This is a genomic window from Bradyrhizobium sp. UFLA01-814, from assembly GCF_046718885.1.
Lineage (GTDB): Bacteria > Pseudomonadota > Alphaproteobacteria > Rhizobiales > Xanthobacteraceae > Bradyrhizobium > Bradyrhizobium elkanii.
In genome coordinates this window covers 38,196-61,982 of record NZ_JAQOSR010000013.1, presented here as the reverse complement: position 1 = coordinate 61,982, position 23,787 = coordinate 38,196, and the positions used below count along the sequence as shown (strand labels likewise).

Annotated in this window: 25 protein-coding genes; 13 read left to right on the top strand and 12 right to left on the bottom strand. The window is 65.0% G+C overall.

All coding sequences use genetic code 11. From position 1 onward, the window contains the following. Positions 1-3 precede the first annotated feature (3 nt). A complete protein-coding gene (locus PMN64_RS06590; RefSeq protein ID WP_253606439.1) occupies positions 4-489 on the top strand; it encodes an ATP F0F1 synthase subunit B in 486 nt (161 codons plus the stop codon). A gap of 65 nt (positions 490-554) precedes the next feature. Here the strand turns inward: PMN64_RS06590 and PMN64_RS06585 are convergent, their stop codons facing one another. The 8 genes from PMN64_RS06585 to PMN64_RS06550 all read right to left on the bottom strand — a co-directional run bounded on the left by PMN64_RS06585 (position 555) and on the right by PMN64_RS06550 (position 8,856). Continuing rightward, positions 555-1,205 (bottom strand): hypothetical protein, encoded by a 651-nt coding sequence (locus PMN64_RS06585; RefSeq protein ID WP_038384435.1) that lies wholly within the window; start codon positions 1,203-1,205, stop codon positions 555-557. A 114-nt stretch (positions 1,206-1,319) separates the two neighbouring features. Then, the gene (locus PMN64_RS06580) at positions 1,320-1,907 is read right to left on the bottom strand and encodes a GNAT family N-acetyltransferase (RefSeq protein WP_026191927.1); all 588 of its coding nucleotides are present in this window, start codon (positions 1,905-1,907) and stop codon (positions 1,320-1,322) included. A gap of 212 nt (positions 1,908-2,119) precedes the next feature. Next, the gene (locus tag PMN64_RS06575) at positions 2,120-3,409 is read right to left on the bottom strand and encodes a M16 family metallopeptidase (RefSeq protein WP_411780119.1); all 1,290 of its coding nucleotides are present in this window, start codon (positions 3,407-3,409) and stop codon (positions 2,120-2,122) included. Beyond that, the gene (thrC, locus tag PMN64_RS06570; RefSeq protein WP_026191928.1) at positions 3,409-4,824 is read right to left on the bottom strand and encodes a threonine synthase; all 1,416 of its coding nucleotides are present in this window, start codon (positions 4,822-4,824) and stop codon (positions 3,409-3,411) included. The genes PMN64_RS06575 and thrC overlap by 1 nt, the downstream gene beginning before the upstream one ends. Before the next feature lie 984 nt (positions 4,825-5,808). After that, positions 5,809-6,897, bottom strand: a complete 1,089-nt coding sequence (locus tag PMN64_RS06565; RefSeq protein WP_411780118.1) for a Cj0069 family protein — start codon at positions 6,895-6,897, stop codon at positions 5,809-5,811. 148 nt (positions 6,898-7,045) lie between these two features. Beyond that, positions 7,046-8,116: a nickel/cobalt efflux transporter gene (locus PMN64_RS06560; RefSeq protein ID WP_411780117.1), complete on the bottom strand. Its 1,071-nt coding sequence runs from the start codon at positions 8,114-8,116 to the stop codon at positions 7,046-7,048. 5 nt (positions 8,117-8,121) lie between these two features. Then, the gene (locus PMN64_RS06555; RefSeq protein ID WP_016847064.1) at positions 8,122-8,400 is read right to left on the bottom strand and encodes a metal/formaldehyde-sensitive transcriptional repressor; all 279 of its coding nucleotides are present in this window, start codon (positions 8,398-8,400) and stop codon (positions 8,122-8,124) included. A 99-nt stretch (positions 8,401-8,499) separates the two neighbouring features. Then, entirely contained in the window at positions 8,500-8,856 is a 357-nt protein-coding gene (locus PMN64_RS06550; RefSeq protein WP_240536796.1) for a hypothetical protein, read from the bottom strand. Between the two features lie 385 nt (positions 8,857-9,241). Here PMN64_RS06550 and PMN64_RS06545 point away from each other — a divergent pair, with 385 nt between their 5' ends. The 7 genes from PMN64_RS06545 to PMN64_RS06515 all read left to right on the top strand — a co-directional run bounded on the left by PMN64_RS06545 (position 9,242) and on the right by PMN64_RS06515 (position 15,623). After that, positions 9,242-10,060, top strand: a complete 819-nt coding sequence (locus PMN64_RS06545; RefSeq protein ID WP_411780116.1) for a chromate resistance protein ChrB domain-containing protein — start codon at positions 9,242-9,244, stop codon at positions 10,058-10,060. Continuing rightward, positions 10,057-11,448: a chromate efflux transporter gene (chrA, locus tag PMN64_RS06540; protein ID WP_411780115.1), complete on the top strand. Its 1,392-nt coding sequence runs from the start codon at positions 10,057-10,059 to the stop codon at positions 11,446-11,448. Before PMN64_RS06545 ends, chrA begins: the two co-directional genes overlap by 4 nt. A 58-nt stretch (positions 11,449-11,506) precedes the next feature. Beyond that, positions 11,507-11,740 (top strand): hypothetical protein, encoded by a 234-nt coding sequence (locus PMN64_RS06535; protein ID WP_411780114.1) that lies wholly within the window; start codon positions 11,507-11,509, stop codon positions 11,738-11,740. 72 nt (positions 11,741-11,812) lie between these two features. Further along, positions 11,813-12,118 carry a hypothetical protein gene (locus PMN64_RS06530; RefSeq protein WP_411780113.1) on the top strand — a complete coding sequence of 102 codons (306 nt, stop codon included), beginning with the start codon at positions 11,813-11,815 and terminating at the stop codon, positions 12,116-12,118. 46 nt (positions 12,119-12,164) lie between these two features. Continuing rightward, on the top strand, positions 12,165-13,109 hold the full coding sequence (locus tag PMN64_RS06525; RefSeq protein ID WP_411780112.1) for a DUF1259 domain-containing protein: 945 nt from the start codon (positions 12,165-12,167) through the stop codon (positions 13,107-13,109). Positions 13,110-13,360: 251 nt separating this feature from the next. Further along, positions 13,361-14,788 (top strand): hypothetical protein, encoded by a 1,428-nt coding sequence (locus tag PMN64_RS06520; RefSeq protein WP_411780111.1) that lies wholly within the window; start codon positions 13,361-13,363, stop codon positions 14,786-14,788. Between the two features lie 25 nt (positions 14,789-14,813). Further along, positions 14,814-15,623 (top strand): hypothetical protein, encoded by an 810-nt coding sequence (locus PMN64_RS06515; RefSeq protein ID WP_411780110.1) that lies wholly within the window; start codon positions 14,814-14,816, stop codon positions 15,621-15,623. Here the strand turns inward: PMN64_RS06515 and PMN64_RS06510 are convergent, their stop codons facing one another. The 3 genes from PMN64_RS06510 to PMN64_RS06500 all read right to left on the bottom strand — a co-directional run bounded on the left by PMN64_RS06510 (position 15,624) and on the right by PMN64_RS06500 (position 16,862). Continuing rightward, positions 15,624-15,914 (bottom strand): hypothetical protein, encoded by a 291-nt coding sequence (locus PMN64_RS06510; protein WP_304497455.1) that lies wholly within the window; start codon positions 15,912-15,914, stop codon positions 15,624-15,626. 109 nt (positions 15,915-16,023) lie between these two features. Next, complete coding sequence (locus PMN64_RS06505; RefSeq protein ID WP_411780109.1) at positions 16,024-16,713, bottom strand: glutathione S-transferase family protein; 690 nt, start codon at positions 16,711-16,713, stop codon at positions 16,024-16,026. Between the two features lie 23 nt (positions 16,714-16,736). Further along, complete coding sequence (locus PMN64_RS06500; RefSeq protein WP_411780108.1) at positions 16,737-16,862, bottom strand: hypothetical protein; 126 nt, start codon at positions 16,860-16,862, stop codon at positions 16,737-16,739. A gap of 242 nt (positions 16,863-17,104) precedes the next feature. Between PMN64_RS06500 and PMN64_RS06495 the strand changes: the two genes are divergently transcribed. The 3 genes from PMN64_RS06495 (at position 17,105) to PMN64_RS06485 (ending at position 19,938) form a co-directional block, all read left to right on the top strand. Next, positions 17,105-18,037, top strand: a complete 933-nt coding sequence (locus PMN64_RS06495) for a transcriptional regulator GcvA (protein WP_411780107.1) — start codon at positions 17,105-17,107, stop codon at positions 18,035-18,037. A gap of 90 nt (positions 18,038-18,127) precedes the next feature. After that, positions 18,128-19,102 (top strand): magnesium transporter CorA family protein, encoded by a 975-nt coding sequence (locus tag PMN64_RS06490; RefSeq protein WP_411780106.1) that lies wholly within the window; start codon positions 18,128-18,130, stop codon positions 19,100-19,102. A gap of 119 nt (positions 19,103-19,221) precedes the next feature. Next, entirely contained in the window at positions 19,222-19,938 is a 717-nt protein-coding gene (locus PMN64_RS06485) for a dihydrofolate reductase family protein (RefSeq protein WP_411780105.1), read from the top strand. Between the two features lie 6 nt (positions 19,939-19,944). On the opposite strand, the gene PMN64_RS06480 is transcribed toward PMN64_RS06485, so the two are convergent. Continuing rightward, positions 19,945-20,661: a TetR/AcrR family transcriptional regulator gene (locus PMN64_RS06480; protein WP_411780104.1), complete on the bottom strand. Its 717-nt coding sequence runs from the start codon at positions 20,659-20,661 to the stop codon at positions 19,945-19,947. A gap of 223 nt (positions 20,662-20,884) precedes the next feature. Between PMN64_RS06480 and PMN64_RS06475 the strand changes: the two genes are divergently transcribed. Both PMN64_RS06475 and PMN64_RS06470 read left to right on the top strand, forming a co-directional pair. Further along, complete coding sequence (locus PMN64_RS06475; protein WP_411780128.1) at positions 20,885-22,150, top strand: HlyD family secretion protein; 1,266 nt, start codon at positions 20,885-20,887, stop codon at positions 22,148-22,150. Then, positions 22,150-23,748 (top strand): DHA2 family efflux MFS transporter permease subunit, encoded by a 1,599-nt coding sequence (locus PMN64_RS06470; RefSeq protein ID WP_411780103.1) that lies wholly within the window; start codon positions 22,150-22,152, stop codon positions 23,746-23,748. Before PMN64_RS06475 ends, PMN64_RS06470 begins: the two co-directional genes overlap by 1 nt. Positions 23,749-23,787: the final 39 nt, after the last annotated feature.

Sequence of the window (23,787 nt, the reverse complement as noted above, 5' to 3'; positions counted from 1 at the left end):
ACGATGTTTTACGAACCGGAAACCTGGGTTGCGATCGCCTTCGTCCTTCTGCTGGTCGTGTTCGGCTATCTCGGCGTCCATCGCACCCTGCTGACGGCGCTCGACCACCGCGCCGAGCGCATCAAGGCCGAGCTGGAGGACGCCCGCCGTCTGAAGGACGAGGCCAATAAGCTGCTCGGCGAGTACAAGGCGCGCCGCGCCAGCGCGGAGCGCGAGGCCGAGGAGATCATCTCCAACGCCAAGGCCGAAGCCGAGCGGATCGCGGCCGAGGCCAAGACCAAGATGGAAGATTTTGTCGCGCGGCGGACCAAGACCGCGGAGAGCAAGATCGCCCAGGCCGAGGCCCAGGCCGTGGCCGATGTCCGCGCCGCCGCGGCCAACGCCGCCGTGACCGCCGCCTCGACCATCCTGTCGCAATCGGTCAAGGGCTCGGTTGCCGACAATCTCGTCGGCAAGGGCATCGCCGAAGTCCGCTCCAAGCTGAACTGACGCGATCTCAACTCCTTCGACAAAAGGCCGGCGCATCGCGCCGGCCTTTTCGCTTTCGCTTGCGCCTACTTCTTCTTGTGCGGCGCGCGGGGCTTGGGCTCCGGCTTCAGGGCCTGCGGATCGAAGCCGATATAGAAGATGTAATTGTCGTTGTCGGCCGGCGACGGCGCCGGATACACGACATCCTCGGCGACTAGGCTGAACGGCACGCTGCCGCTCTCGTCCATCTGCACCGTGGTGGTGTAGGCCTTGGTCATGATGGTTTTCTCGCCGACGCCGCCCTGCACCACGGCGACACGAAGCGGCACCTGAATGCTCGGTGGCGCGCCCTGGGGACCGACAATGATCCGCCCCTGAATACCGATCTTGGCCGTGATCTGGCCGCTATTCAGATTGCATTGCCGCGCCGTGCGCGTGATCGAGGCCAGGAACTTGACGTCGTTGCCGACCGCTTCCTTGCCGTTCGCGGCCACGGAATAGGTCGAGGCTCCGGAGCGGATCTGCACCGGCGGGCAGGTCAGCTCGGCATCGGCGTCGTTGAGCTGCTGCGGCGCTGCGGGCGTCGCCGGCTTGTCCTGGTCGGACGAGCCGCCGCCGAACAGGCTCTTGAAACGGTCGCTCAGCGACTGCGCGGAAGCTGCCGACGGCAGAAGGGTGGCACCGAGACCGATCGATACCGCCGCCGCAAGCGCGAACCTGATCACCCTGTCACCCATCGATATCCTCAAATCTCCAAGCCCGGTTCCCCGTTTCGCGGGCGTTATAGCAAGGCAATGGCGGCGAACCCAAGGCATGGAATGGGCATCGCCATCAGCCAATAGGCTTATGATTCAGCCGCGGAAATCCTCGTGCAACAGGCCGAACAGCAGGTGGTCCTGCCAGATCCCGTTGATGCAGAGATAGCGCCGCGCCAGGCCCTCGCGGGTGAAGCCGCACTTCTCCAGCACCCGGATCGACGAGGCATTGGAGGGAATGCAGGCCGCCTCGATGCGATGCAGATTGAGCTCGCCGAACAGCGAGGGCAGCAGCACCCGCAGCGCCGTCGTCATGTAGCCGCGATGGGCGTGCGGCAGGCCGACCCAATAGCCGATGGTGCCGGCCTGCACGATGCCGCGCCGCACATTGGCGAGCGTGATCCCGCCGATCATCACCCCGTCCGATTCGCGGAAGATGATGAACGGATAGGAGCGGTCGGCGGCGATATCCTCGGTGTAGCGGCGCAACCTGCGGCGGAAGCCGGCGCGGGTCAGGTCGTCGGAGGGCCAGATCGGTTCCCACGGCGTGAGATAGGCGCGGCTGAATTCGCGCAACTGCGCCCATTGGGGGAAATCCGACATCTGCGGCGCGCGCAGCAAGAGCCCGTGACCGCGCGGCATCAGTGCAGCGGGTCCATTGGACGGCAAACGAAACAGGGCCATGGCCCAACACTCCCCGCCACTTCTCCCTCGCCCCGCCCTTGCGGGGAGAGGGGCGGGGTGAGGGTCTCGCCGCAGATTCGGTTTTGCGGCTCTACCCCTCACCCGAAGCCTTCGGCCATAGCCAAGGCTCCGCCTCGGCGTATGTCCGTCAACGGCCGCCGGTAGGCGGCCTATGCTCTCCCCGCAAGCGCGGGGCGAGGTAAGCAGAATTCTTAATGCAGCAGCGTCTTTGCCTTCGACGTCGTCAATCCTTCCGCAAAAGCCACCGCCGTGTCCAGACCCCTGCCGCTGCCGAGCGCGACAACGGCGGGCCGGCTGCGCGCCAGCAGGGCACGGGCGGCGTTGCGGCTCGATTCGACGCTGACCGCGTCGATCCGCGCCACCAGTTCTTCCACCGTCTGCGGCCGGCCATAGGCTAGCACATGGCGTGCCAATTGTTCGGCCCGGGATGAACAGCTTTCCAGCGCCATCAACAGGCCGGCCTTCATCTGCGCCTTGGCGCGGGCGACCTCGGCCTCGGTCAGGGTTTCGACCGCGTCGCTCATGACATCGACGATGACTTCCATCATTTCCGGCGCGTCGGCCGGATCGGTCCCGGTGTAGAGGCCGAAGAAGCCGGTGTCGGTGTAGGGCGCGTGGAAGGTGTAGATCGAGTAGCACAGCCCGCGCTTCTCGCGCACCTCCTGGAACAGCCGCGACGACATCCCGCCGCCGAGCGTGTTGGTGAAGACCTGCAGCGAGAACAGCGACGGATCGGTCTGCGGCACGCCTTCAAGCGCCAGCGTCAGATGCGCCTGCTCGAGGTCGCGATGCACCACCCGCGAGCCGCCCTTGCCGAACATCGCGGCCTGCGGCTTCGGCGCCGGCGTGGCCTCGAAGCTTGCAAACTTCTGCGTGACATCCTCGACGATCCGCGCGTGATCGACCGCGCCGGCGGCCGCGACCACCATGTCGGGGGCGCGGTAATGCGTCGAGAGATAGCCGCGCAGCATGTCGCGGTCGAAGGCCTTCAGCGTCTTGGCGGTGCCGAGCAGCGAGCGCCCCATCGGCTGCTCCGGATAGCAGAGCTCGTTGAGATGCTCGAACACGACGTCGTCGGGCGTATCCTGCGCCGCGCCGATCTCCTGCACGATGACGCTCTTCTCGCGCTCCAGCTCGTCCGGCACGAATGACGGGTTGCCGAGGATGTCGGAGAGCACGTCGAGCGCCAGCGGCACATCCGCCTTCATCACCCGCGCGTAATAGGCCGTGGTCTCGGTCGAGGTCCCGGCATTGAGGTCGCCGCCGACCGCCTCGATCTCCTCGACGATCTCGCGCGAGGAGCGCCGCGCCGTGCCCTTGAACGCCATGTGTTCGAGCAGATGCGAGATGCCGTGCTCGTTCGGCTTCTCGTCGCGCCCGCCAACGCCAGCCCAGACCCCGAGCGCCGCGGTTTCCAGATGCGGCATGGTGTCGGTGACGATTGTCAGGCCGCTCGGCAGCTTGGTGATTTCAACGCCCATCAGGCAACTCCCTGCTTGGCAGCACGGCTGACCGACAGCACGAAGCGCTCGACCTCGGCAGAATCATTCTTCATGACCGTGATGTGTTCGGATTTGCTCATCAGGCCTCCGAGCCAGACCGGCAGCTGCGGACGCACCCCGCAGGCGGCTTCCACCGCGTCGGGGAATTTGGCCGCGTGCGCGGTCGACAGCACGATGTTCGGAATCCTGGAATCGGAGGTGTCGCGGTCGGCGACTGCGAGCGCCACCGCGGTGTGGGGATCGACGAGGTCGCCGGCCTCGCGCCAGGCGGCGCGGATCGCCGCCGCCGTCTCGGTCTCGTCGGCGCGGCCGGCGTCGAAGTCACGGCGCACGGCGGCCAGCGTCGCATCCGGCAGCACGAAGCGGCCGGACTGCTTCAGCGAGGCCATCAGGCGGCGGACCTGATCGGCGTCGCGGCCGCTCGCCTCGAACAACAGCCGCTCGAAGTTCGACGACACCTGGATGTCCATCGACGGCGACGTCGTGGCGTGCACCTCGCGCACCTCGTAGATGCCGGTCTTCAGCGTGCGCGCCAGGATGTCGTTGACGTTGGCCGCAATGCGCAAGTTCCGGATCGGCAGCCCCATCCGCTTCGCGACATAGCCCGCGAAGATGTCGCCGAAATTGCCGGTCGGCACCGTGAAGTCGACGGTGCGCTGCGGCGAGCCGAGCGCGACCGCCGAGGTGAAGTAATAGACCACCTGCGCGACGATGCGCGCCCAGTTGATCGAGTTGACGCCCGACAGCGCCACCGTGTCGCGGAAGCGATGGTTGTTGAACATCGCCTTCACCAGCGCCTGGCAATCGTCGAAGGTGCCTTCGATCGCCAGCGCGTGGACGTTGGCGGCGCCGGTCGTCGTCATCATGCGGCGCTGCACCTCGGAGATGCGGCCGTTCGGGAACAGCACCACGAGGTCGACATTGTCGAGATTGGCAAATGCCTCGACCGCGGCGCCGCCGGTATCGCCCGAGGTCGCGACCACGATGGTGGTGCGCTGCGCGCGCTTGGCCAGCACGTGATCCATCAGCCGCGAGATCAGCTGCATCGCGACGTCCTTGAACGCCAGGGTCGGCCCGTGGAACAGCTCGAGCAGGAACTGGTTCGGCCCGGCCTGATCGAGCGGCACCACCGCGGGATGACGGAACGTGGCATAGGCCTCGTTGGCCATGCGGCCGAGCTCGGCGTCGGAAATCTCGCCGGCGACAAACGGACGGATGATCTCGACCGCGACCTCCCAATAGGGACGGCCGAAGAAGGTGGCGATGGTCTCGGGCGACAGCTGCGGCCAGGTCTCGGGCACGTAGAGCCCGCCGTCGCGGGCAAGCCCGGTCAGCATCACGTCGCAGAAGCCAAGCACCGGGGCCTCACCCCTGGTCGAGATATACCGCGTCAAACCGCCCTCCAAAGGCTTCGATTAGAGCCTTAAGCCTTTGATATCATGGATTTATCGAGTTCGCCTCATGCGACCCGAACGGTTCACCATAGAAGATCGGACTGGCAATGGGTAGCCCGAAGCACGCGCTTCGGGGTCGCGGGACGAGTGGTGAGCGGCGCTGCTGAGGGAGATTGACGGGCGCGCCGCAAACACAACCGTCGTCCCTGCGAAAGCAGGGACCCATACTCCGCGGCGGTTGTTGTGGAGGGGACTCATCGTTGTCGTCCTGGCGAAAGCCAGGACCCATAACCACAGGGTCGAGTAGTTGAAGAAGGCTGTGGCCCCAGCGTCGCGCGATCATTGGCATTTGGGGTAATGGGTCCCGGCCTTCGCCGGGACGACGCCGAGTGTGTTGCACGATCTGTGAGCCATACATCCACATTCTCGCGACACGATTTTGTCCGAGCGTTGCTGTTCGTTCCGCCCTCTCTTGGACAGAGGGCGCATGGAAGGCCGGGCGCCGATCGCACCCATGGGCCCCGAGCAATGGGTAGAAAGCTCGGCGGTAGGACCACAGGTGTAACCGGAGCAGCCCGGCTTTCCCTGCGCGATGGGCTACGGCTTATACGTGCTCTCCCCGGTGAGACTGGGCTTTGTTGTCACCGTCTTCACAACGCGCATCGCGCAATGCGAAAAGACACCTGCCGCTAGGGCGTCAGGACCACACGACTTCACCGTCCGCTTCGCGCGCTCTCGTCAGCACCACGCTCGGCGTCCACCGCATCCCACGCCGCGTTCGTGACGACCGCGAAGCGCCCCTCGATCGGGTGAGATGGATGTATTGAACATCTGAGTTGGGGGACCTGTCAAGTTGAATTCCGAAAATCAGAACAAATTGATTGACGACCCACGCGTGCGTCAAGCATCGGCGGCAGGCTCCCTCCCCCACCTATCCGCCGTCGCCTCTTGGCGAATGCGGGAGAGGGAGCCTGAAGGGCGTGCTCACCTCACGCTCGCCATGTTCCGGCCGATGCGATTCCCGACCGTTTGCGCGATCGCCGCCGGCGCTTCGTCGGGGATCGCAAAGCACGAGCTCGCGTTGATCTCGCAGAGCACATAGGTGTCGGCACCATCAACGTCGCGCGGACCGTAGAGGAAATCGGCATCCCAGATCACCGGCAGCGACGCTTCATCGATCGTCAGCGCGGCCATCATTTGCGGGATCCATTCGTCCTCCATCAACCTTCGCAGCCTCTGCAATTGCGGGGCATCGGGGCCGTGCATGATGCGCGGTCCAGGTTGAGCTTCCGGAGAATCCGGGCCTTGCGGGGGCGGCGGGATCAAGGCCTTGATCAATTGGTGCCCGAAGCCCGCGACCTTCGATCCGCTGACATAGCAACGGATCATGCCCTCGGGCAGGCGCGGCTGGAATGCCTGATCGACGATACAGCCGCCCCAGCCGAAATACGGCTCGCAGCGCGCCATGAAGTCAACCAGCGACATCTCCTCCGGCCGGCTGCCACGCAGCGCATGAAGCACGCGAATCGTCGCGTCGGTGTTCGGCACGGTTTCCACCTTCCAGACGCCCTGCCCGCCATTGCCGCGGTTCTGCTTGAGCACGCGCGGACCGCCCGCGCGCAAGCGCGCGGGAAATTCGGCGCGGAACGCATCGACCGTGGCGTATCGATGGGTGTCGGCGCCCCAGCCCAGGCGACGCGTCCGGTACAGCACGTCCTTGACGCCCATCTTGAGGATGACGTCGGGATGCGCGCTGACCCACGGTCCCTTCGCCGCGACCTCGCGCAGCAGCGGATCGAGGGCCGCGCGCGTCTTGCCCTGATGGATCGGATCGACCCAGACGAGAACGCCGTCCATGGTCAGCAATTGGTCGCGAACGGCATCGGCGAATGTCTCGTCATAGACGACGGGAACGGCCTCGATGCCGGAGGCGGCGAGCGCTTCGAAGACGCGGGCAAAACGGCTGTTTTGCGCCGTCGCCTCTCGGCGCGACGCGGCGTCGCCACGCGACAGGATAGCGATCCTGCAACGACGATTTTCGGAACGAAGAAGTGTGTGTGGTTCGGTGTCCATGTGAAAGCTCCACGACGGTGAATGTCGCGCAGAGCTTGGACCGAGGTCTCACGGGGAGTCTGCCTTGTCCCCTTGAGGCAAATCTAGACCACCTCGCGCAGGTTTCAAGATGCAAGCGGGGCGAAGTGGATCAGGCCGTGATCCCGGATCACGCCGTGATCCCGTGCAACCCGAGCCAGCCCGTGTAGAGGCCGACGAGCACGATCAGCGCCGCCGACACGTAGGGAGCGCGATGGGCAAAGCGGCTGAAGCCGGCCCAATGGCGCTCGACATGACGCAGGCTCAGCGCGGCCGCAACACCGGCGGAGACCATGGTGATCGCAAGCCCGATGCCGAAGCAAAGCACCAGCACGAAGCCGAGGCTGAACTGCTTGAGCTGGAGACAGAGCAGCAGCACGGTGATCGCCGCCGGACACGGAATCAGCCCGCCGGTCAGGCCGAACAGGATGATCTGCCAGGTCGTGACGGTGCGCCCGGCAAAGCGCTTGCGGATGTCGGCTGCGTGCGCGCGCGCATGCGCGTCGTCCTCGTCGCCGAGATCCATATGCGCATGGTCGTGTTCCTCGAACAGGACTTCCGCCGTGTCCGCCCGCACCAAGACGCGCGCCTTGAACGCATGCGGCTCCGGAATTTCGTCGATGCTTTCCAGATAGCCGTTGTGGCCGGCGAAACGAAAGCGTTGCTCGCTGCCGTCGGGACGGATCGTCACGACGACAACGTCGCCGGCCGCCGGCAGCACACCGGCCTCGCTGCGCAACCGCCAGCGCGGCGGCACGCCTTCCTCGAAGACCTCGAGCGACAGCGCTTGTCCGGCCAGGACCAGCCGGCGCGTTTCGTCGTGATGATGGTGATGATCGTGATCGTGTTCGGCAGCCTGCTCGCGCCAGGTGCGCCAGGCCATCCAGGCCGCGATCGCGATGATGATCACCGCCGACACCAGTTGCAGCCAGGCCTCGCTGCGTTCTCCGGACCATTGCTGGCCGAAATGAAGCCCTGCGAGCGCGACAATCCAGACGATGGCGGTGTGCGAGATCGTCGCCGCCAGGCCGAGCAACACCGCCTGCACCACGGTGCCGCGGATCGCGATGATGAAGGCCGCCATCATCGTCTTGGAGTGGCCGGGCTCGAGCCCGTGCAGTGCGCCGAGCAGGATCGCGCTGGGCACGAACAGCCACGCATGCGCGCTGCTCTGCTGGAGCAGCTGAGACAGGTCGGTCATGGCACTCACTTCAAATAGGTACGAACGACGTCGATCAGGTCCGCGGCGCCCTGCGCCTTCTCGGGATCCTTTTCACGGGCAGGATCCACGACGTGGTGGCGGATGTGATCCTCGAGCAATTCCGCGGTCAGCCCGTTGATGGCGCCGCGAACCGAGGCCACCAGCATCAGCACGTCGGCACAACCAATCTCGGACTCCAGCGCGCGCTCGACAGCCTCCAGCTGGCCCTTGATGCGGCGAACCCGGCCGACGAGCTTGGACTTGTGCTTGATGGTATGCGACATGATTGTAATATAGGGGGGTACCCTATATTGGTCAACCACGCTGTCGGCCGGCTGGGCGCGCATCGAGGCATGGCGGGCGCGGGATGTCAGCGACGGGCGTCAGCCCATGCTTCCAGGCATGAAGCAACGCGCCTTCGGGTGACCGTCTATGTAGTAGGGCCACACGATGGGTCGGCCGGACAGGTTCGGCCCGGGCACGACGGCTTCGTTCGGAACGTCAACCCACTCACCATCGATGCGCACCCGATAATGGCCGTTCCTGGTTTCCCAGTCGACGTCGTCAATGTGCTGCGCATCCGTGCCATCGCAGCAGGGCCCCTTGCTGCTGTGCAAGCCCTCATACCAACCGTTCAAGTCGGGGTGCTGATGATCGTGGGCGAGAGCGCCGCCGGTTGTTGTGATGAGCAGCATGGCGACAAGCGCAACAGGCGTCGCATGCCAATAATGACTGTCCATCAATCGGCATTGCTCCAATGAATGCAGGCGGGAGCGCGACACGTTCGCAGTGTCCGGCGTCTACCTGAGCTGGTCCCTGCCACCGCGCAACTCGGCAACGAATTGTATGTTCCTATTCGCAACTCGCCGGAGATGGAGAGGTGACCCATCGGCGCGAGCCAGCTTCGGTTGGCGATTGAAGGGGGCAGCCTGCCGCTCCTGCGGCGGACGTTCGTTCCAAACTGCCCGATGAAGTTTTCGTGACTGTCGATCGGCGATTGCTGCGGATTCGGCAAAGTCCGGTTGACAGCCCGGAGATCAGGGTTTTTGATGCGGCTACGGGGATGTGCGATCTCCCCGCGAGGCGACATGCCCAAGAATCGCGTCCTGTCACCAAGGGCGCACCATGTCGTCATACACATCGATCTCATCCGAAAAATTGTCCCGTCTCATCGGCACGGCCAAGGCGCCGACGCTCGTCGACGTTCGCCTCGATGAAGATTTCGCCGCCGATCCGCGCCTGATCCCGGGCGCGGTCCGCTACTCCCATCGCGATGTCCAGGACTGGGCTTCCCGCCTCACCGGCCAGTCCGTGGTCGTGGTCTGCCAGAAGGGGCAGAAGCTTGCCGAAGGCACCGCCGCCTGGCTCCGCTGCAGCAACATCACGGCCGAGATTCTCGAGGGCGGCCACCTCGGCTGGCGGGAAGCGGACCTTCCCACCGTTCCCGCCGACAAGATTCCGAAACGCGACGGGCGGGGCCGCACCGTCTGGGTGACGCGATCGCGGCCGAAGATCGACCGCATCGCCTGTCCATGGCTGATCCGCCGCTTCGTCGATCCCGCGGCGGTGTTCCTGTTCGTCACATCGGCGGAGGTCGAGGCGGTCGCCGAACGGTTCGACGCCACGCCGTTCGACATCGAGAACGTGTTCTGGAGCCATCGCGGCGAACTCTGCACCTTCGACGTGATGGTCAAGGAATTCGGCCTCGCGACGCCGGCGCTGGAGCGGCTCGCGACCATGGTGCGGGCGGCCGATACCGCGCGGCTCGAGCTTTCGCCGGAGGCGCCCGGGCTGCTCGCCGCCTCGCTCGGCCTGTCGCGCATGTTCGACGACGACCTCGAGCAGTTGAGCGCCGGGCTGCTGCTCTACGACGCCTTCTACCGATGGTGCCGCGACGCGACCAAGGAGACGCACAACTGGCCGACCAGCAAGGTGAAGCCATGACCGACGTCGCAACGACAGCGAAGGCGCGCGGGCACGAGCCCGCGCACGGCATCTCCTTCAACGAGGCGCTGCTGGTCTGGATGCGGGTCGCCATCCTGAGCTTTGGCGGACCGGCCGGCCAGATCGCGGTGATGCATCGCATCCTGGTCGAGGAGAAGAACTGGATATCGGAGGGGCGTTTCCTGCACGCCCTCAACTACTGCATGCTGCTGCCGGGGCCGGAGGCGCAGCAGCTGGCGACCTATATCGGCTGGCTGCTACACCGGACGCTCGGCGGCATCGTGGCGGGCGGGCTGTTCATCCTGCCCGGCGTCTTCGCCATCATGGGCCTCAGCTATATCTACGCGGCATACGGCAATGTCGGGTTTGTCGAGGCGCTGTTCTTCGGCCTGAAGGCCGCGGTGCTGGCCATCGTGATCCAGGCCGTGGTGCGGGTCGGCAAGCGCGCGCTGCGCAACCGGGTGATGATCGCGCTCGCCGCGATCGCCTTTGTCGCGATTTTCTTCTTCGCCGTGCCGTTTCCGCTGATCATCGGAGCCGCCGCGGTTACAGGGCTGGTCGGCGCACGCCTCGGCAGGCCGGAATTTGCGGCAATCGAGCATGGCGGCGAGAATTCCGCCGTGATCGACAGCATGCTCGGTGAAGCGGTGCCGGATCATGTCCGTCCCAACGCATCGCGCACCTTGCGGGTCGGCGCCATCTGGCTCGCGCTCTGGCTGGTGCCGGTGTTCACCCTGCTCATTGCGCTCGGGCCCGGCGACGTGTTCACGCAGATCGCGATCTTCTTCAGCAAGATGGCGATGGTGACGTTCGGCGGCGCCTACGCCGTGCTCGCCTATGTCGCGCAACAGGCCGCCGACTATTATCACTGGGTCAGCCCGCGCGAGATGCTGGACGGGCTCGGCATGGCCGAGACCACGCCCGGCCCGCTGATCATGGTGGTGCAGTTCGTGGGCTTCATGGCCGCGTTCCGCGAGCCGAGCGGGCTGTCGCCGATGCTTGCCGCCACGCTCGGCGGGCTGCTCGCGACCTGGGTGACGTTCACGCCGTGCTTCCTGTGGATCTTCGTCGGGGCGCCCTACATCGAGGCGCTGCGCGGCAACAAGGCGCTGGCGGGCGCGCTTTCGGCGATCACCGCCGCCGTGGTCGGCGTGATCCTCAATCTGTCGATCTGGTTCGCGCTGCACACGCTGTTTCGGCAAACCTCGCCGGTGCATGGGCTTGGCCTGTCGTTCGACGCGCCGGTGCCCGATAGCGTCGACTGGCCGGCGCTGGCGCTGTCCATCGCCGCCGCGATCCCGATCTTCCGCTTCAATGTCGGGATGCTCAGTGTCCTCGCCGCGTCCTGCATCACGGGCGTGCTGCTGCGCCTCGCGGGCATCATCTGAGCGGAGCGGCACGCATCGGAAGAACCTGGGGCAGCACAACACAACCAGGAGAACAACCATGCAGAGACGAAGACTCTCCCACTTGATTCTCGCACTGACGATCGTGGGTGCGGCCATGCCGGCCCATGCCCTGACGCAGGACGAGCTGGTCGCGAAACTTCGCGCCGCCGGCTACGCCCAGGTCACCGACGTCAAGTCGACGGCCGAAGGCACGACGGCGAAGGCGATGAAGAACGGCAAGCCGGTGCGGCTCGTGATCGACAGCAGCGGCCAGGTCCAGGAGCGGGACTGAGCTTGCGCGCGCGAAAGCCGCCGACCGATCGATGGAGAGACAATCATGATGAGAGCTATTGTGGCCCTGTGCATGGCGGTGCTGTGGCCGGGCGCAACCCTGGCAGTACCGGCCGCCCTCGACGAGCAGCAGGACGCGGCCGTCACATTGCAGGCGGCGACGGTCCATCCGCAGGCGAGCGAGACGCTGCGCGGCGTCGTCGATCGCGTCGATGAACGCAACGACGCGCTGCTGATACAGCTGTCTCCGGACCGGATCGAATCGTTCAAAGTTCAGGACGGCCTGATCTTCAATGCCGTCCGCTTCGGCGATCCCGTCGAAATCGCGGTGCAGAGCATCGCCGGGTTCCGAACCATCGTCGGGCTCTCGAAGCAATAGAGCCGGGCTCCGACGCATCGAAAACCAGGTTCAAGGGAGCAATCCAATGCGACACACGATTTCGGCGCTGATCGGCGTCGGTGCGTGCCTCTTCGCCACGGGCGGAAGCGCGCAAAAGATCGACTGGCAGGTGTTCACCGAGCCGTTCGTCTCGTCGGCCCATGCGCAGGCGATCGACTGGCAGAAGGTCGACGACGTGCTGGGCAGAAAACCCGCCGTCACCGGCGACGTGCATCGCTACGGCTTTCCGCGGAGCGATCTTGCGGTGACGCTCGACGGCGTCACCATCAAGCCGGCGCTGGCGCTCGGTGGCTGGGTCGCCTTCAAGCCCATGCACGACGGCGTCATGGCGATGGGCGACCTGGTGCTGCTCGAATCCGAGATCAACCCTGTGATGCTGAAGATGATCGGAAACGGCCTGCAGATCACGGCCGTGCACAACCATTTGCTTGGCGCGAGCCCGGCCACCTTCTACATGCACGTCGCCGGCCACGGCGACCCGGTTAAGATCGCCGCCGCGATCCGGGATGGCCTCGCGGAAAGCAAGACGCCGCTCACGGCAGCGGCGACGGCCGCGCCGCCGCCGGCCATCGATCTCGACACCGCTCAGCTCGACCAGATCATCGGCGTCAAGGGCCAGGCCAATGGCGGCGTCTATCAGTTCAACGTGCCCCGCCGCGATCCGATCACCGAACAGGGCATGGCATTGAGCCCGGTCGGTCCGATGGGCGTCGCCATCGGCATCAACTTCCAGCCGACCGGCGGCGGCAAGGCGGCGATCACCGGTGATTTCGTACTGACGAATGACGAGGTCAACCCCGTCATCATGGCGCTGCGGACGCACGGCATCGACGTCACCGCGCTGCACAGCCACATGCTGGATGAACAGCCGCGCCTGTTCTTCATGCATTTCTGGGCCAATGACGACGCCATCAAGCTCGCCAAGGGCCTGCGCGCCGCGCTGGACAAGACGGCCACGACAAAAAGCTGACTCTGGTCTTGGAGGGATCAACGATGCGAAGCCTCACGATCATGTCCATGGTTGTCGTCGGAGTTCTCGTGGGGATGGACGCTGCGATCGGCCAGACCAGCTGTCGGGTCTGCGCCGATCAGCAAAAGGCGTGCATGAAGAACTATGCCGGGCCGACCTGCGAGTCCGAGTATCAGATGTGTAAGAAAGCCTGCAAGAAATGACAGGGGCGCCCTTGCAACCGGCGTGGGTGCTAACCGGGCTGAAGTGAGATGCTGACGACGCGAACGCTGCTCAGGAGTGCCCAGGCGACGCTGCGCGTTGCCGCCATATTGCTTGCGATCGCGCTGACATCGGCTCGGCCGGCGCCGGCGGACGATGGCAAGATCGTTGTCTTTGTCTGCCTGCACGGCGTAGTGAACAGCCAGATGGCGGCGGCCTATTTCAACAAGGCTGCCCAGGAGCGCGGATTGCGATTCAGGGCGGTCTCACGCGGCATCGACCTTTATCGGTCGGTGCCGGTCAGGGTCCAAGATGGCCTTGCACTCGATGGTCTGGAGGCGGCCAACGCGCCGCAACAGCTGACCGTGGACGACACGGCCGCGGCGGACCAGGTGGTGGCGTTCGATCAGATCCCCGCCGAGCGGCACGGACGGGCCGACGTGACCTACTGGTCCGGCATTCCCTTGGGTATCGATGATTATGAGTCGGCTCGGGATCAGATCGTCCGGCGCATCGACGCCCTCATTCCGACGCTGGCAGCGGCAACTGAATCGGCAGGAGACAAAACGCCCCTTCAGCTCGAAACGAAAATCCTGCTCGGCGATGTCCGCGGTCGGATTGATCACCTGGCGGTCGACCTGAACCGGCAGCGACTGTTCGTGGCCGAGCTCGGCAATGACAGCGTCGGCGTCGTCGATCTGGCTGCGCGCAGTTTGCTTCGAACCATTACCGGATTGAGCGCCCCCCAAGGCGTCGGCTATGAGCCGTCGACCGACACCCTCTACGTCGCCAACGCCCGCGACGGATCGGTGCAGCTGTACGAAGCCAACGAGTACAAGGCGACCGGGCGAATCGAACTCGGCAGCGACGCCGACAATATCCGGGTCGACGCGGCGGCCAAGCGCGTCATCGTCGGCTATGGCGATGGTGGCCTGGCGGTCGTCGACCCATCCACCCGGACAAAGGTTCGGAGCCTACTCCTTAAGGCACATCCGGAAAGCTTCCAGCTTCAGCCCGATAGTGGGCGCATCTTTGTCAATCTGCCTGACGCGCGAGCCGTCGCGGTGGTGGACGTTGCTTCCGGGAAACAACTCACCAGCTGGCCGTTGGACAAGGGCGGTAATTTCGCGATGGCCATCGATCACGAACGAAGTCGCGTTCTCCTGGTGTATCGCAGCCCAGCCGAGCTTGCAGCCTTTTCGACCGACGGCAAGGTGATTGCAGCCACCGGTACTTGCGGCGATGCCGACGACCTCTTTGTAGATGCAAAGCGCGGACGCATTTATGTGAGCTGCGGCGGTGGATACGTCGACGTATTTGAGATTGATGAAGCGGCCTATCGACTGATCGCGCGCCTGCCGACGGCGACGGGCGCACGAACATCGCTCTTTGTGCCGGAGATGGACCGTATGTTTGTTGCGGTCCGCGCGGGGCCTGCCGGACCGGCGGCAATCTGGGTGTTCAAGCCAATGCCTTGAGATCGACTTTGTGGGGAGACGGCGCATGTGGAAACGCAGCCGGGGCTTTCGCAGCTCGAGACGCCTTGCGCCTCGCTTCATGGTCGCTCTTGGACTGATCGCCTGGTCTGACCCCGCCTCGGCCTATCGCCCCTTCGATGCCACCGATGCCGCCGTTGCCAAGAAAGGTGAGATGGAGGTCGAGCTGCAGCCGGCCGGACGTTTGCGTGATGAGAGTGGAACGAGCCTGATCGCGCCGGCCTGGGTTCTCAACTACGGTTTGAGCGAGAGTTGGGAAGCCGTCTTCGAAGGCCAGGGACAAACGTCGCTCTCTCCGCCCGGGCTGACCAGCCTGACTGCAGCCGGAGCGTTTCTCAAGCACGTGGTCGTACCCGGTAGCCTGCAGGACAAGACCGGTCCGAGCATTGCGACCGAATTTGGCGTCCTTCTTCCTGACAGTACCGGCAATTCGGGCGTTGGCGTAAGCTTGGCCGGCATCGTCTCGCAGCGCTGGGATTGGGGCACCATTCACCTGAATGCCGAGACAGCCATCACTCGCGACCATCATGGCGACGTGTTCGTGGGTGCTATTGTCGAAGGACCGATGACCTGGACGGTGCGCCCCGTCGCCGAGATCTTCTACGAGAACGAGTTTGGCAAGGAGGAGACGTTCTCGGGGTTGGTCGGGCTGATCTATCGTGTGCGCGACGACCTCAGCTTCGACATCGCGGTCCGGCACGCGCTCACAGGAGGCCATCCGGTAAACGAGATACGTGCGGGATTGACCTTCGGCTTTCCGCTTTCCTTCTTCGAAGGTCACGCCGCGCACCAAGCGTCGCCAATTCCGCCTCGATAGCTACTGGCGGTCCCGGTTCTCTGGATGGGCTCGCCAGTCTCGACCGACAGTCTGATGGCTGTCGTCAGGTGTTGCCTGGCCGGCGTGGTCCTTCTCGCCGCCTTGAGCCTTCCAGTCACGCCCGATCTTGACGTCCTCGGCGCGACTGCGATCCTGCTCGCGGGTTTGCTCCGACTGCTGAGGCGGCTGGGCCTGTTGGACAGGCGTAGACTGTGCTTTTGCATCGCTTCCGGCGAATGCGAAGGTCATTGCGACCGCGGAGATGAACGCAACCGATATGGAATTCTTCATGGTGTTGTCCCTTCCTCTTGCTCTGCGCTAACGCTCCGTCATCGCCTTTGTTCGGAAACAAACGGGTTTCTGGCCCGGAACCGGGCGCTCTGCACGCGAACAGAGACGGTCAATATTTCGGCCGGTGCGAAGTAGCCCATTCGCGCGCGTGTTCGATCGGCACCCGTTGCACGGCGGCGCGAACCTTTTGCGTTGCGGGCAGATTGTCCATGCGTTCCCGCCAGCGGCAGAATGCCGGGAATTTCGGATACATCGACTGCCCTTCGGCAGTGAGGCTGAAGGCGAACGTGCTCGGCAGCAGATAGAAATCCGCAATCGAGAGTTCGTCCCCGAGCAAAAAATCCTTGTCGTGCGCAAGCTGGCGCTCGGCCACCGCAAGCCCGGTCTCGACCTTGGGCAGCGCATGTGCCACGACCTTCTCGTCCGGGGCAATGCCGAGCTCCGGGAAAACCAGACGCTCATGCGTCACGTGATAGATCATGTAGGGGTAGTAATAGTTGTTAACAGCGCTGATCCACTGGTTCATACGCGCCCGCGCCTTGATGTCTTTCGGTGTCAGCGATACGCCGCCAAAGGCCTCGTCGACATACGCGGCGATTGCGCTCGTCTCGTAGACGGTGAGATCGCCGTGTTTCAGAATTGGGACACGGTTGAACGGGTGCAGCGCCAGGTGATCGGGCTTGCCCATGACCGGTTCAAGGTCGTGGAATTGGTAAGCTACGTCCTTGTGCGTGAGGATCAAGCGGACGATGTTGACAAAACTGCTGCGTGGGAAACCGTAGACGATCGGATCGGACATCCGTTTCTCCTTTCTGTTTGGTCTCAGCGCCAGAACGGCCTGGAGGCCTCGCGCAGCGCCTCTTCGCGCGTCAGGCCGAGATCGCGAAGCAGATGCGGGTCATCGGCAATCGCGCGCAGCGCCATGCGCTGAAACGGCCGGTCAAGCAAGCTCCACCATCCGGGGCGCGGAGCGCCTGGCGACGTTCCTGAGCTGGATTGATGATGTGGAGTGGCCGGGTCGGCGGCGGGCACCGGCGGGATCGACCATGTATCGGTTAATAGGACGGACATGACGGGGCTCCAAATTGCTTGAAAATGCTGCACTGGAGCTGTTCAATAATGGCGCGGGGCGGTTTCCCGCAAAGCATCGTTTCTCGTGCCTGCCCTAATTTTTCTCATGAAGTATTGCGATGCGCCCACGCCTGCCGCAGCTCAATGCCCTGAAGGCCTTCGAGGCGGCCGCGCGCCACGAGAGTTTTACGCGCGCGGCCGAAGAGCTTTGTGTCACGCAGGGCGCGGTCAGCCATCAGGTGAAAGCGCTGGAAGCGGAGCTCGCGATCAAGCTGTTCAACCGCGAGCGCCAGCGCCTGATCATCACCGAGGCCGGACGCGACTATCTCGCTGTCGTGCGCGACGCACTCGATCGCATCGCGATCGGCACCGAGCGGCTGTTGCAGCGGCAGAATACCGGTGTGCTCACGGTTTCGACCTCGCCGGATTTTGCGGCGAAATGGCTGGTGCACCGGCTCGGCCACTTTGTTGAGGCGCATAGCGGCATCGACCTGCGCGTCTCCGCCACGCTGCACCACGTCGACTTCGCGCGCGAGGAAGTGGATCTCGCGGTACGCCATGGCGACGGCAACTGGCCGGGGCTTGACGCGGTGCGGCTGAGCCCGGAGCAGCTATTTGCCGTGTGCAGCCCAAAGCTATTGTCCGGCAAGCGACGCCTGAACAACCCCGCTGACATCCTGAAGTTTCCGCTGATCCATATGGACAGTCGCGCCGACTGGAAGAACTGGCTTCAGGAAGCGGGACTTGACGATGCTGCCGCTACGCATGGCCCGGTCCTCAATCGCGCCAGCATGGTGATTGATGCCGCCATCAATGGGCAAGGCATTGCGCTGGCGCGCACCACGCTGGCGGCATGGGACCTCATCAACGGTCATCTGGCGCGGCCGTTTCCGCAGTCGCTGCCGTTGTCGAAGACCTACTGGATCCTCTGCCCGAAGGCGACGGCAAACCTGCCGAAGATCGTGACGTTTCGCGATTGGTTGCTCTCGGAGGCCGCAAGCGACCTGCGTCGGCTGAGAAAGCTCGGCGGAACCTCTCATCGACTGAAGTGAGTGCCGGCAGGCTTCCAAATGCATGGAACGGCCCTGCGGCCCTCGCGATTGTCGTGGGACGCACGACCCACCATGCATGGAGCCCGATCATTGCTGAAGCTGTACAGGTCGGCGACCTCTGATTGGCGAAGCATCGGCGCGGAATTGCCGTCCGAGATCATCTGGATCGATCTGCTCGATCCCACCGAGGACGAAAAGCAGTTCGTCGAGCGCGTGCTCGACATCCGCGTCCCGTCCGAGCGATCGTTGGGCGAGATCGAGGCGTCGAGCCGCCTGATCACCGACCATGACCGGCTCTATCTGAGCTCGCCGGCGGTGCGGCTCGACGACAACAACGAAGCCGAGATCACCAATATCGGCTTCGTGATCGGCCCCAAGGTGCTGGTCACCGTGCGGTTCGCGCAGCTGACCACGTTCGACGACGTCATGAAGCGGATCGGCACCGACAAGAGCCTGCAGAACGGCATGTGCGTGTTCACCGCGCTGCTCGAGGCCATGATCGATCGCGGCGCCGACGTGCTGGAGCATCTCGGCGCCAAGACCGACAGGCTGTCGCGGGGCGTCTTCAAGGGCGGCCTGGTACGGACCAAGCGTCCGGTGCGCTCCAGCCGCAGGCTGCGCGAGGCGCTGGAGAACATCGGCGAGCTCGCCGATCGGCTGGCGAAGGCGCGCGACGTGCTGCTCGGCGTCGGCCGGGTCGCGAGCTTCGCCGACGACGTCGGCAATGAATGGATCACATCGGCATCGAAGCGCCGGCTCGAAGCCGTCACCAAGGACGTCGCCTCGCTCGGCGACTACGAGACCCGGCTGTCGGACAAGATCCAGCTGCTGCTGGACGCCGTGCTCGGCTTCATCAACATCCAGCAGAACGACCTGTTCAAGATCCTGACCATCGTGTCGGTGGTCGGCGTTCCCCCGACCATCCTGGTCGGGGTCTGGGGCATGAACTTCAAGGCGATGCCGGAGCTGAGCTGGACGTTTGGGTATCCCTTGGCCTGGGCCGCGATCATCGCCAGCGGCATCCTGCCGGTGCTCTGGTTCAAGCGGCACGGCTGGTTCGATTAACAAGCGAAGTTGAATCGCCGCGGCGTTATCGGCGTTGAGAACCTGCCTGCGCGCCTATAAATCTGAAACCGCCCCACCCGCCCCTGCGGCGCGGTCATCCCCACCGAAGAGTTCAGCCTATGCGCCCCCACATCATCTGCCACATGGGCACGTCGATCGACGGCCGGCTGCATCCCAGCCGCTTCACCAAGGCCGCCGCCGGGATTCCGGCCGACGTGCTGCGCTCGCACTACGAACGGATCCATGACGGCTTCGATGCCGATGGATGGATCATCGGCCGCGTCACCATGAACGAGATGGCCAAGGGAACGGAGCGGCAGATCGCCAACCCACCGGGGCTGCCGCGCGAGGCGCATCTCGGCAATCGTAACGGCCGCAAGCTTGCTGTTGGCATCGATCCGTCGGGCCGCGTGCATTTCGGCAAGGACAATGTCGGCGGCGATCATGCCGTCGCGGTGCTGGGCGAACAGGTGTCCGACGCGCATCTCGCCGAACTGCGCGAGGACGGTGCGTCCTATCTGTTTGCCGGCACGAAGGGCGACGATCTGCCGGGCGCGGTGGCGCAGCTGGCCGCCCTGTTCGGCGCCAAGACGCTGCTGCTCGAGGGCGGCGGCGGGATCAACGGCGCCTTCCTCAAGCACGGGCTGATCGACGAGTTCAGCACATTGATCTTTCCGGCGGTCGACGGCGTCGCCGGATCGCAAAGCATCGTCGACTATCACGGCCCGGACGGCGACCGCCCCGGCGCCGGACAGTCGCTCCGGCTCACCCATTGCGAGACGCTGGAAGGCGGCATGGTCTGGCTGCGTCACACCGTGGAGCGCGCGCCGGACTGAGCATGCCTATGGCTTGGGATTCTCCACCCAGCCGGTCCGGCATGCAGCAACGAAAAACGCGACGCCGCGCGCGACATGGGCGTCGATCTCGGGATCGAGCGCCTTCAGATCCACCTCGAACAACGCCCGCAGCAGCATCGGCACGGCGATGATGTCGAGGAACATCCGCGCCGTGGTCGGCAGCTGTTCGGGCGCGAAGGCCGGCAGCTTGCCGAGCTTGTCGGATTGCGTCAGCTCGCGCAGCAGGTGAATGCCGAGCTCGGTGCTGAGCGCGCGCGCCCTGCGGTTGACGTTGGCGGCGAGATCCGGGAAGCGGTGCGCCTCCGCGATCGCGAGCCGCATCAGGCCGATCCGATCGGCGTCGAAGCCCCAATGCAGCAGGGTCGAGGCAACGCTGGTGAGGCGCTCCTCGATGGTCGCGCCAACCGGCGGATCGGCCTTGAACTCGGCGATGCGTGACAGGATGTCCCGCGTCACCACTTCCGTGAACAGCGCCCGCTTGTCGCGGAAGCGCGCATAGATCGTCCGCTTGCCGGAGCGCGCGGCTTCCGCGATCTCGTCGATGCTCGCGCCCTCGAACCCGCGCTGCAGGAAGACTTTGCGCGCGGCCTCGAGAATCCGCGCATCGACCTCGCCGGCGAGCTCCTTCGGCGGCCGCCCGGCGCGCACCTCCACCGGCCTGGCTTTGGCTGCCCGCGGCTTCTTCAGGGTACTGGTGGTCATCGCATCGACCCGGGTTCGATGGGCCGGTCAGGCCGGCAATATCAAGCAATATAGCCTTATCACATCTAGTTGTAAATAGAACGATACAGTTCCGTTCTTATTGACGCTGAGCCGCAGCGGGACTATTTGCCGCACAGAACGGAACGGTATCGTTTCCTTTTGCGAAGGCCCTCCGGACCTCGCTTATTAGCCAGGAGCAGCCATCATGTTCGAAGACACTGTTTTGGAGCGCGACCAACCGGGACATGAGGGCATCGAGGCGGCGTCCTCGGCGCCGGCCTCGCATGAGCCCAATGTCCCATCGGAGCGGCCGGAGATCACGACACGAGCTCCGGCGCAGGAGCGTCCCGCGGGCAAGCAGCCCGCCCCGCCGGCAACCGTCCCGCCCGAGGTCGCCGGCACGGCGCCGAAGCGTGGCTTCCTGCGCCGCCGTCCGGTCGTCTCCGCGATCGGCGCCGTGCTGCTCGCGGCGGCAATCGGCGGCGGCTATCTCTACACGGACTATAGCGGGCATTTCGAATCCACCGACGACGCCTTCATCGCCGCACGGCAGTCCGCGCTCGCGCCGAAGATCTCCGGCTACATCACCGCCGTCCCGGTCACCGACAACCAGCATGTCGCGGCCGGAGACGTGATCGCCCGGCTCGACGACCGCGACTATCGCGTCGCGCTGGCGCAGGCCGAGGCGCAGGTCGCGGCCGCCCGCGCCAACATCGAGAATGTCGATGCGCAGCTCGACGTGCAGCAGGCGCAGATATCGGCCAACCAGGGCCAGGTCGACCAGGCGCAGGCGGCGCTGGTGTTCGCCCAGCAGCAGGCGACGCGCTACCAGCATCTGGAGCAATCCGGCTACGGCACGGTGCAGAATTCCGAGCAGTTCACCTCGCAGCTGCATCAGCAGCAGGCTGCGCTGCTGAGCGCGCAGGCGACGCTCAACCTCGCGCAGCGCCAGGTCGAGTCGCTGAAGGCGCAGCGCAAGAGCGCGGTCGCGAACCTCGCCCAGGCCGAGGCGCAGCGTGACCAGGCCGAGCTCAATCTGTCCTATACGACGGTCACCGCCGCGCAGCCGGGCCGCGTCGTCAACCTCTCGGCCGCGGTCGGCCAGTTCGCGCAGGCCGGCACCAATCTCACGATGTTCGTGCCCGACCAGACCTGGGTCACCGCGAACTTCAAGGAGATCCAGCTCGACAAGATGCGCCCCGGCGAGAAGGTGACGCTGAAGATCGACGCCTATCCCGGCCGCACCATCCAGGGCCATGTCGAGAGCGTGCAGCCGGGCTCCGGCACCGCGTTCTCGCTGCTGCCGGCGCAGAACGCCACCGGCAACTACGTCAAGATCGTGCAGCGCGTGCCGGTGAAGATCGTGATGGACAACCCGCCGACCGACGTCGCGCTCGGCCCGGGCATGTCCGTCGTCCCGACAGTGCGGATCGATGCGGCGCCGTCCCTCGTCGAGCGCCTTGAGAAGTCGAGCTTCGGGAGGCTGTGATGAGTGCCGCCGCGATCGACGCCAAAGGCGTTCCGGTGCCGAGCGCCACCGTCAATCCCTGGCTGATCGCCATCGTGGTTGCGCTCGCGAGCTTCATGGAAGTGCTCGACACCACCATTGCCAACGTGGCGCTGCCCTATATCGCCGGCGGCATGGGCGTGAGCGAGGACGAGGCCTCCTGGGTGGTCACCACCTATCTGGTGTCCAACGCCATCATCCTGACCGCCTCCGGCTTTCTCGCCCGCACGCTCGGGCGCAAGACCTTCTTCCTGATCTGCCTCGGCATCTTCACCGTCAGCTCGATCCTGTGCGGCTTCGCCCCCAATCTGAACGCGCTGCTACTGTTCCGTATCCTGCAGGGTCTTGGCGGCGGCGGCATGGTGCCGGTGGCACAATCGATTCTCGCCGATGCGTTCCCGCCGGCCAAGCGCGGGCAGGCGTTCGCGGTGTTCGGCATTGCCGTCGTGGTGGCGCCGGTGGTCGGCCCGACGCTCGGCGGCTGGCTGTCCGATAACCTCTCCTGGCACTGGTGCTTCCTGATCAACGCGCCGGTCGGCGTGTTCGCGATCGCGCTGATCGCGGCCGTGCTGCAGGAGCCCGCGACCGCGAAAGCCAAGGGCGCGCAGCCCGAGGGCAACACGTTCGACTTCATCGGCTTCGCACTGGTCGCGACCTTCCTCGGCGCGCTCGAGGTGGTGCTCGACCGCGGTCTCGAGGACGACTGGTTCGCCTCGCCCTTCATCATCACTTTTGCGGTGATCTGCGCGACGGCGTTCGTGCTGATGATCCCGTGGGAGATGACCCGGCGCAATCCGATGATCGACCTGCGCATGGTCGCAACCCGGCAGTTCGGCGCCTGCTTCCTGGTGATGCTGGCGACCGGCGCCATCCTGCTCGCCACCACGCAATTCTTGCCGCAACTGGTGCAGCAGGATTTCGGATACACCGCGACCTGGGCCGGCCTCGTGCTCTCGCCCGGCGGCGTCGTCACCATGATGATGATGTTCGCGGTCGGCCGGCTCGCCGCCCGGGTGCAGCCGAAATACCTGATCGTTGCCGGCGCGCTGGTGATCGCCGCCTCGATGTACAGCATGACCAACGTCTATGGCGATCTCGGCTTCTGGTTCATGGCGCGCTCGCGCATGCTGATCGGCGTCGGCCTGCCGCTGATCTTCGTGCCGATCATGGCGGCGTCCTATGACGGCATTCCGCCCGACAAGACCGACCAGGCCTCCGCGCTGATCAACGCGGCGCGCAACACCGGCGGCTCGATCGGCGTCTCGATCGTGTCCAACGTGCTGACGCATCGCCAGCAATTCCACCAGAGCCGGCTGGTCGAGCAGGTGACGCCGTCCAGTCCGCAATACCAGGACACGCTGCACCAGATCACCGACTTCTTCGTCGCCCAGGGCAGTTCGCTGGCGCAGGCGCATCAACAGGCGATCCAGTGGATCGGGCAGCAGGTGCAGACCCAGGCCTCGTTCCTGTCCTACATGGACGCGTTCTGGGTCCTGATGCTGATCGCGCTGTCGGCGATCCCGCTGGCGCTGACCTTGCGCAAGGTCAGGCTTGGCGGCCCCGCCCCTATGGGTCATTGATCCCGGCGCGGCCATGCATGAGCTACGGCGGCATGCAGG

Coding starts and splice junctions, on each gene's coding strand:
- PMN64_RS06590 (WP_253606439.1), top strand. CDS start 4: ATGTTTTACGAACCGGAAACCTGGGTTGCGATCGCCTTCGTCCTTCTG.
- PMN64_RS06585 (WP_038384435.1), bottom strand. CDS start 1,205: ATGGGTGACAGGGTGATCAGGTTCGCGCTTGCGGCGGCGGTATCGATC.
- PMN64_RS06580 (WP_026191927.1), bottom strand. CDS start 1,907: ATGGCCCTGTTTCGTTTGCCGTCCAATGGACCCGCTGCACTGATGCCG.
- PMN64_RS06575 (WP_411780119.1), bottom strand. CDS start 3,409: ATGGGCGTTGAAATCACCAAGCTGCCGAGCGGCCTGACAATCGTCACC.
- PMN64_RS06565 (WP_411780118.1), bottom strand. CDS start 6,897: ATGGACACCGAACCACACACACTTCTTCGTTCCGAAAATCGTCGTTGC.
- PMN64_RS06560 (WP_411780117.1), bottom strand. CDS start 8,116: ATGACCGACCTGTCTCAGCTGCTCCAGCAGAGCAGCGCGCATGCGTGG.
- PMN64_RS06555 (WP_016847064.1), bottom strand. CDS start 8,400: ATGTCGCATACCATCAAGCACAAGTCCAAGCTCGTCGGCCGGGTTCGC.
- PMN64_RS06550 (WP_240536796.1), bottom strand. CDS start 8,856: ATGGACAGTCATTATTGGCATGCGACGCCTGTTGCGCTTGTCGCCATG.
- PMN64_RS06545 (WP_411780116.1), top strand. CDS start 9,242: ATGTCGTCATACACATCGATCTCATCCGAAAAATTGTCCCGTCTCATC.
- chrA (WP_411780115.1), top strand. CDS start 10,057: ATGACCGACGTCGCAACGACAGCGAAGGCGCGCGGGCACGAGCCCGCG.
- PMN64_RS06535 (WP_411780114.1), top strand. CDS start 11,507: ATGCAGAGACGAAGACTCTCCCACTTGATTCTCGCACTGACGATCGTG.
- PMN64_RS06530 (WP_411780113.1), top strand. CDS start 11,813: ATGGCGGTGCTGTGGCCGGGCGCAACCCTGGCAGTACCGGCCGCCCTC.
- PMN64_RS06525 (WP_411780112.1), top strand. CDS start 12,165: ATGCGACACACGATTTCGGCGCTGATCGGCGTCGGTGCGTGCCTCTTC.
- PMN64_RS06520 (WP_411780111.1), top strand. CDS start 13,361: ATGCTGACGACGCGAACGCTGCTCAGGAGTGCCCAGGCGACGCTGCGC.
- PMN64_RS06515 (WP_411780110.1), top strand. CDS start 14,814: ATGTGGAAACGCAGCCGGGGCTTTCGCAGCTCGAGACGCCTTGCGCCT.
- PMN64_RS06510 (WP_304497455.1), bottom strand. CDS start 15,914: ATGAAGAATTCCATATCGGTTGCGTTCATCTCCGCGGTCGCAATGACC.
- PMN64_RS06505 (WP_411780109.1), bottom strand. CDS start 16,713: ATGTCCGATCCGATCGTCTACGGTTTCCCACGCAGCAGTTTTGTCAAC.
- PMN64_RS06495 (WP_411780107.1), top strand. CDS start 17,105: ATGCGCCCACGCCTGCCGCAGCTCAATGCCCTGAAGGCCTTCGAGGCG.
- PMN64_RS06485 (WP_411780105.1), top strand. CDS start 19,222: ATGCGCCCCCACATCATCTGCCACATGGGCACGTCGATCGACGGCCGG.
- PMN64_RS06480 (WP_411780104.1), bottom strand. CDS start 20,661: ATGACCACCAGTACCCTGAAGAAGCCGCGGGCAGCCAAAGCCAGGCCG.
- PMN64_RS06470 (WP_411780103.1), top strand. CDS start 22,150: ATGAGTGCCGCCGCGATCGACGCCAAAGGCGTTCCGGTGCCGAGCGCC.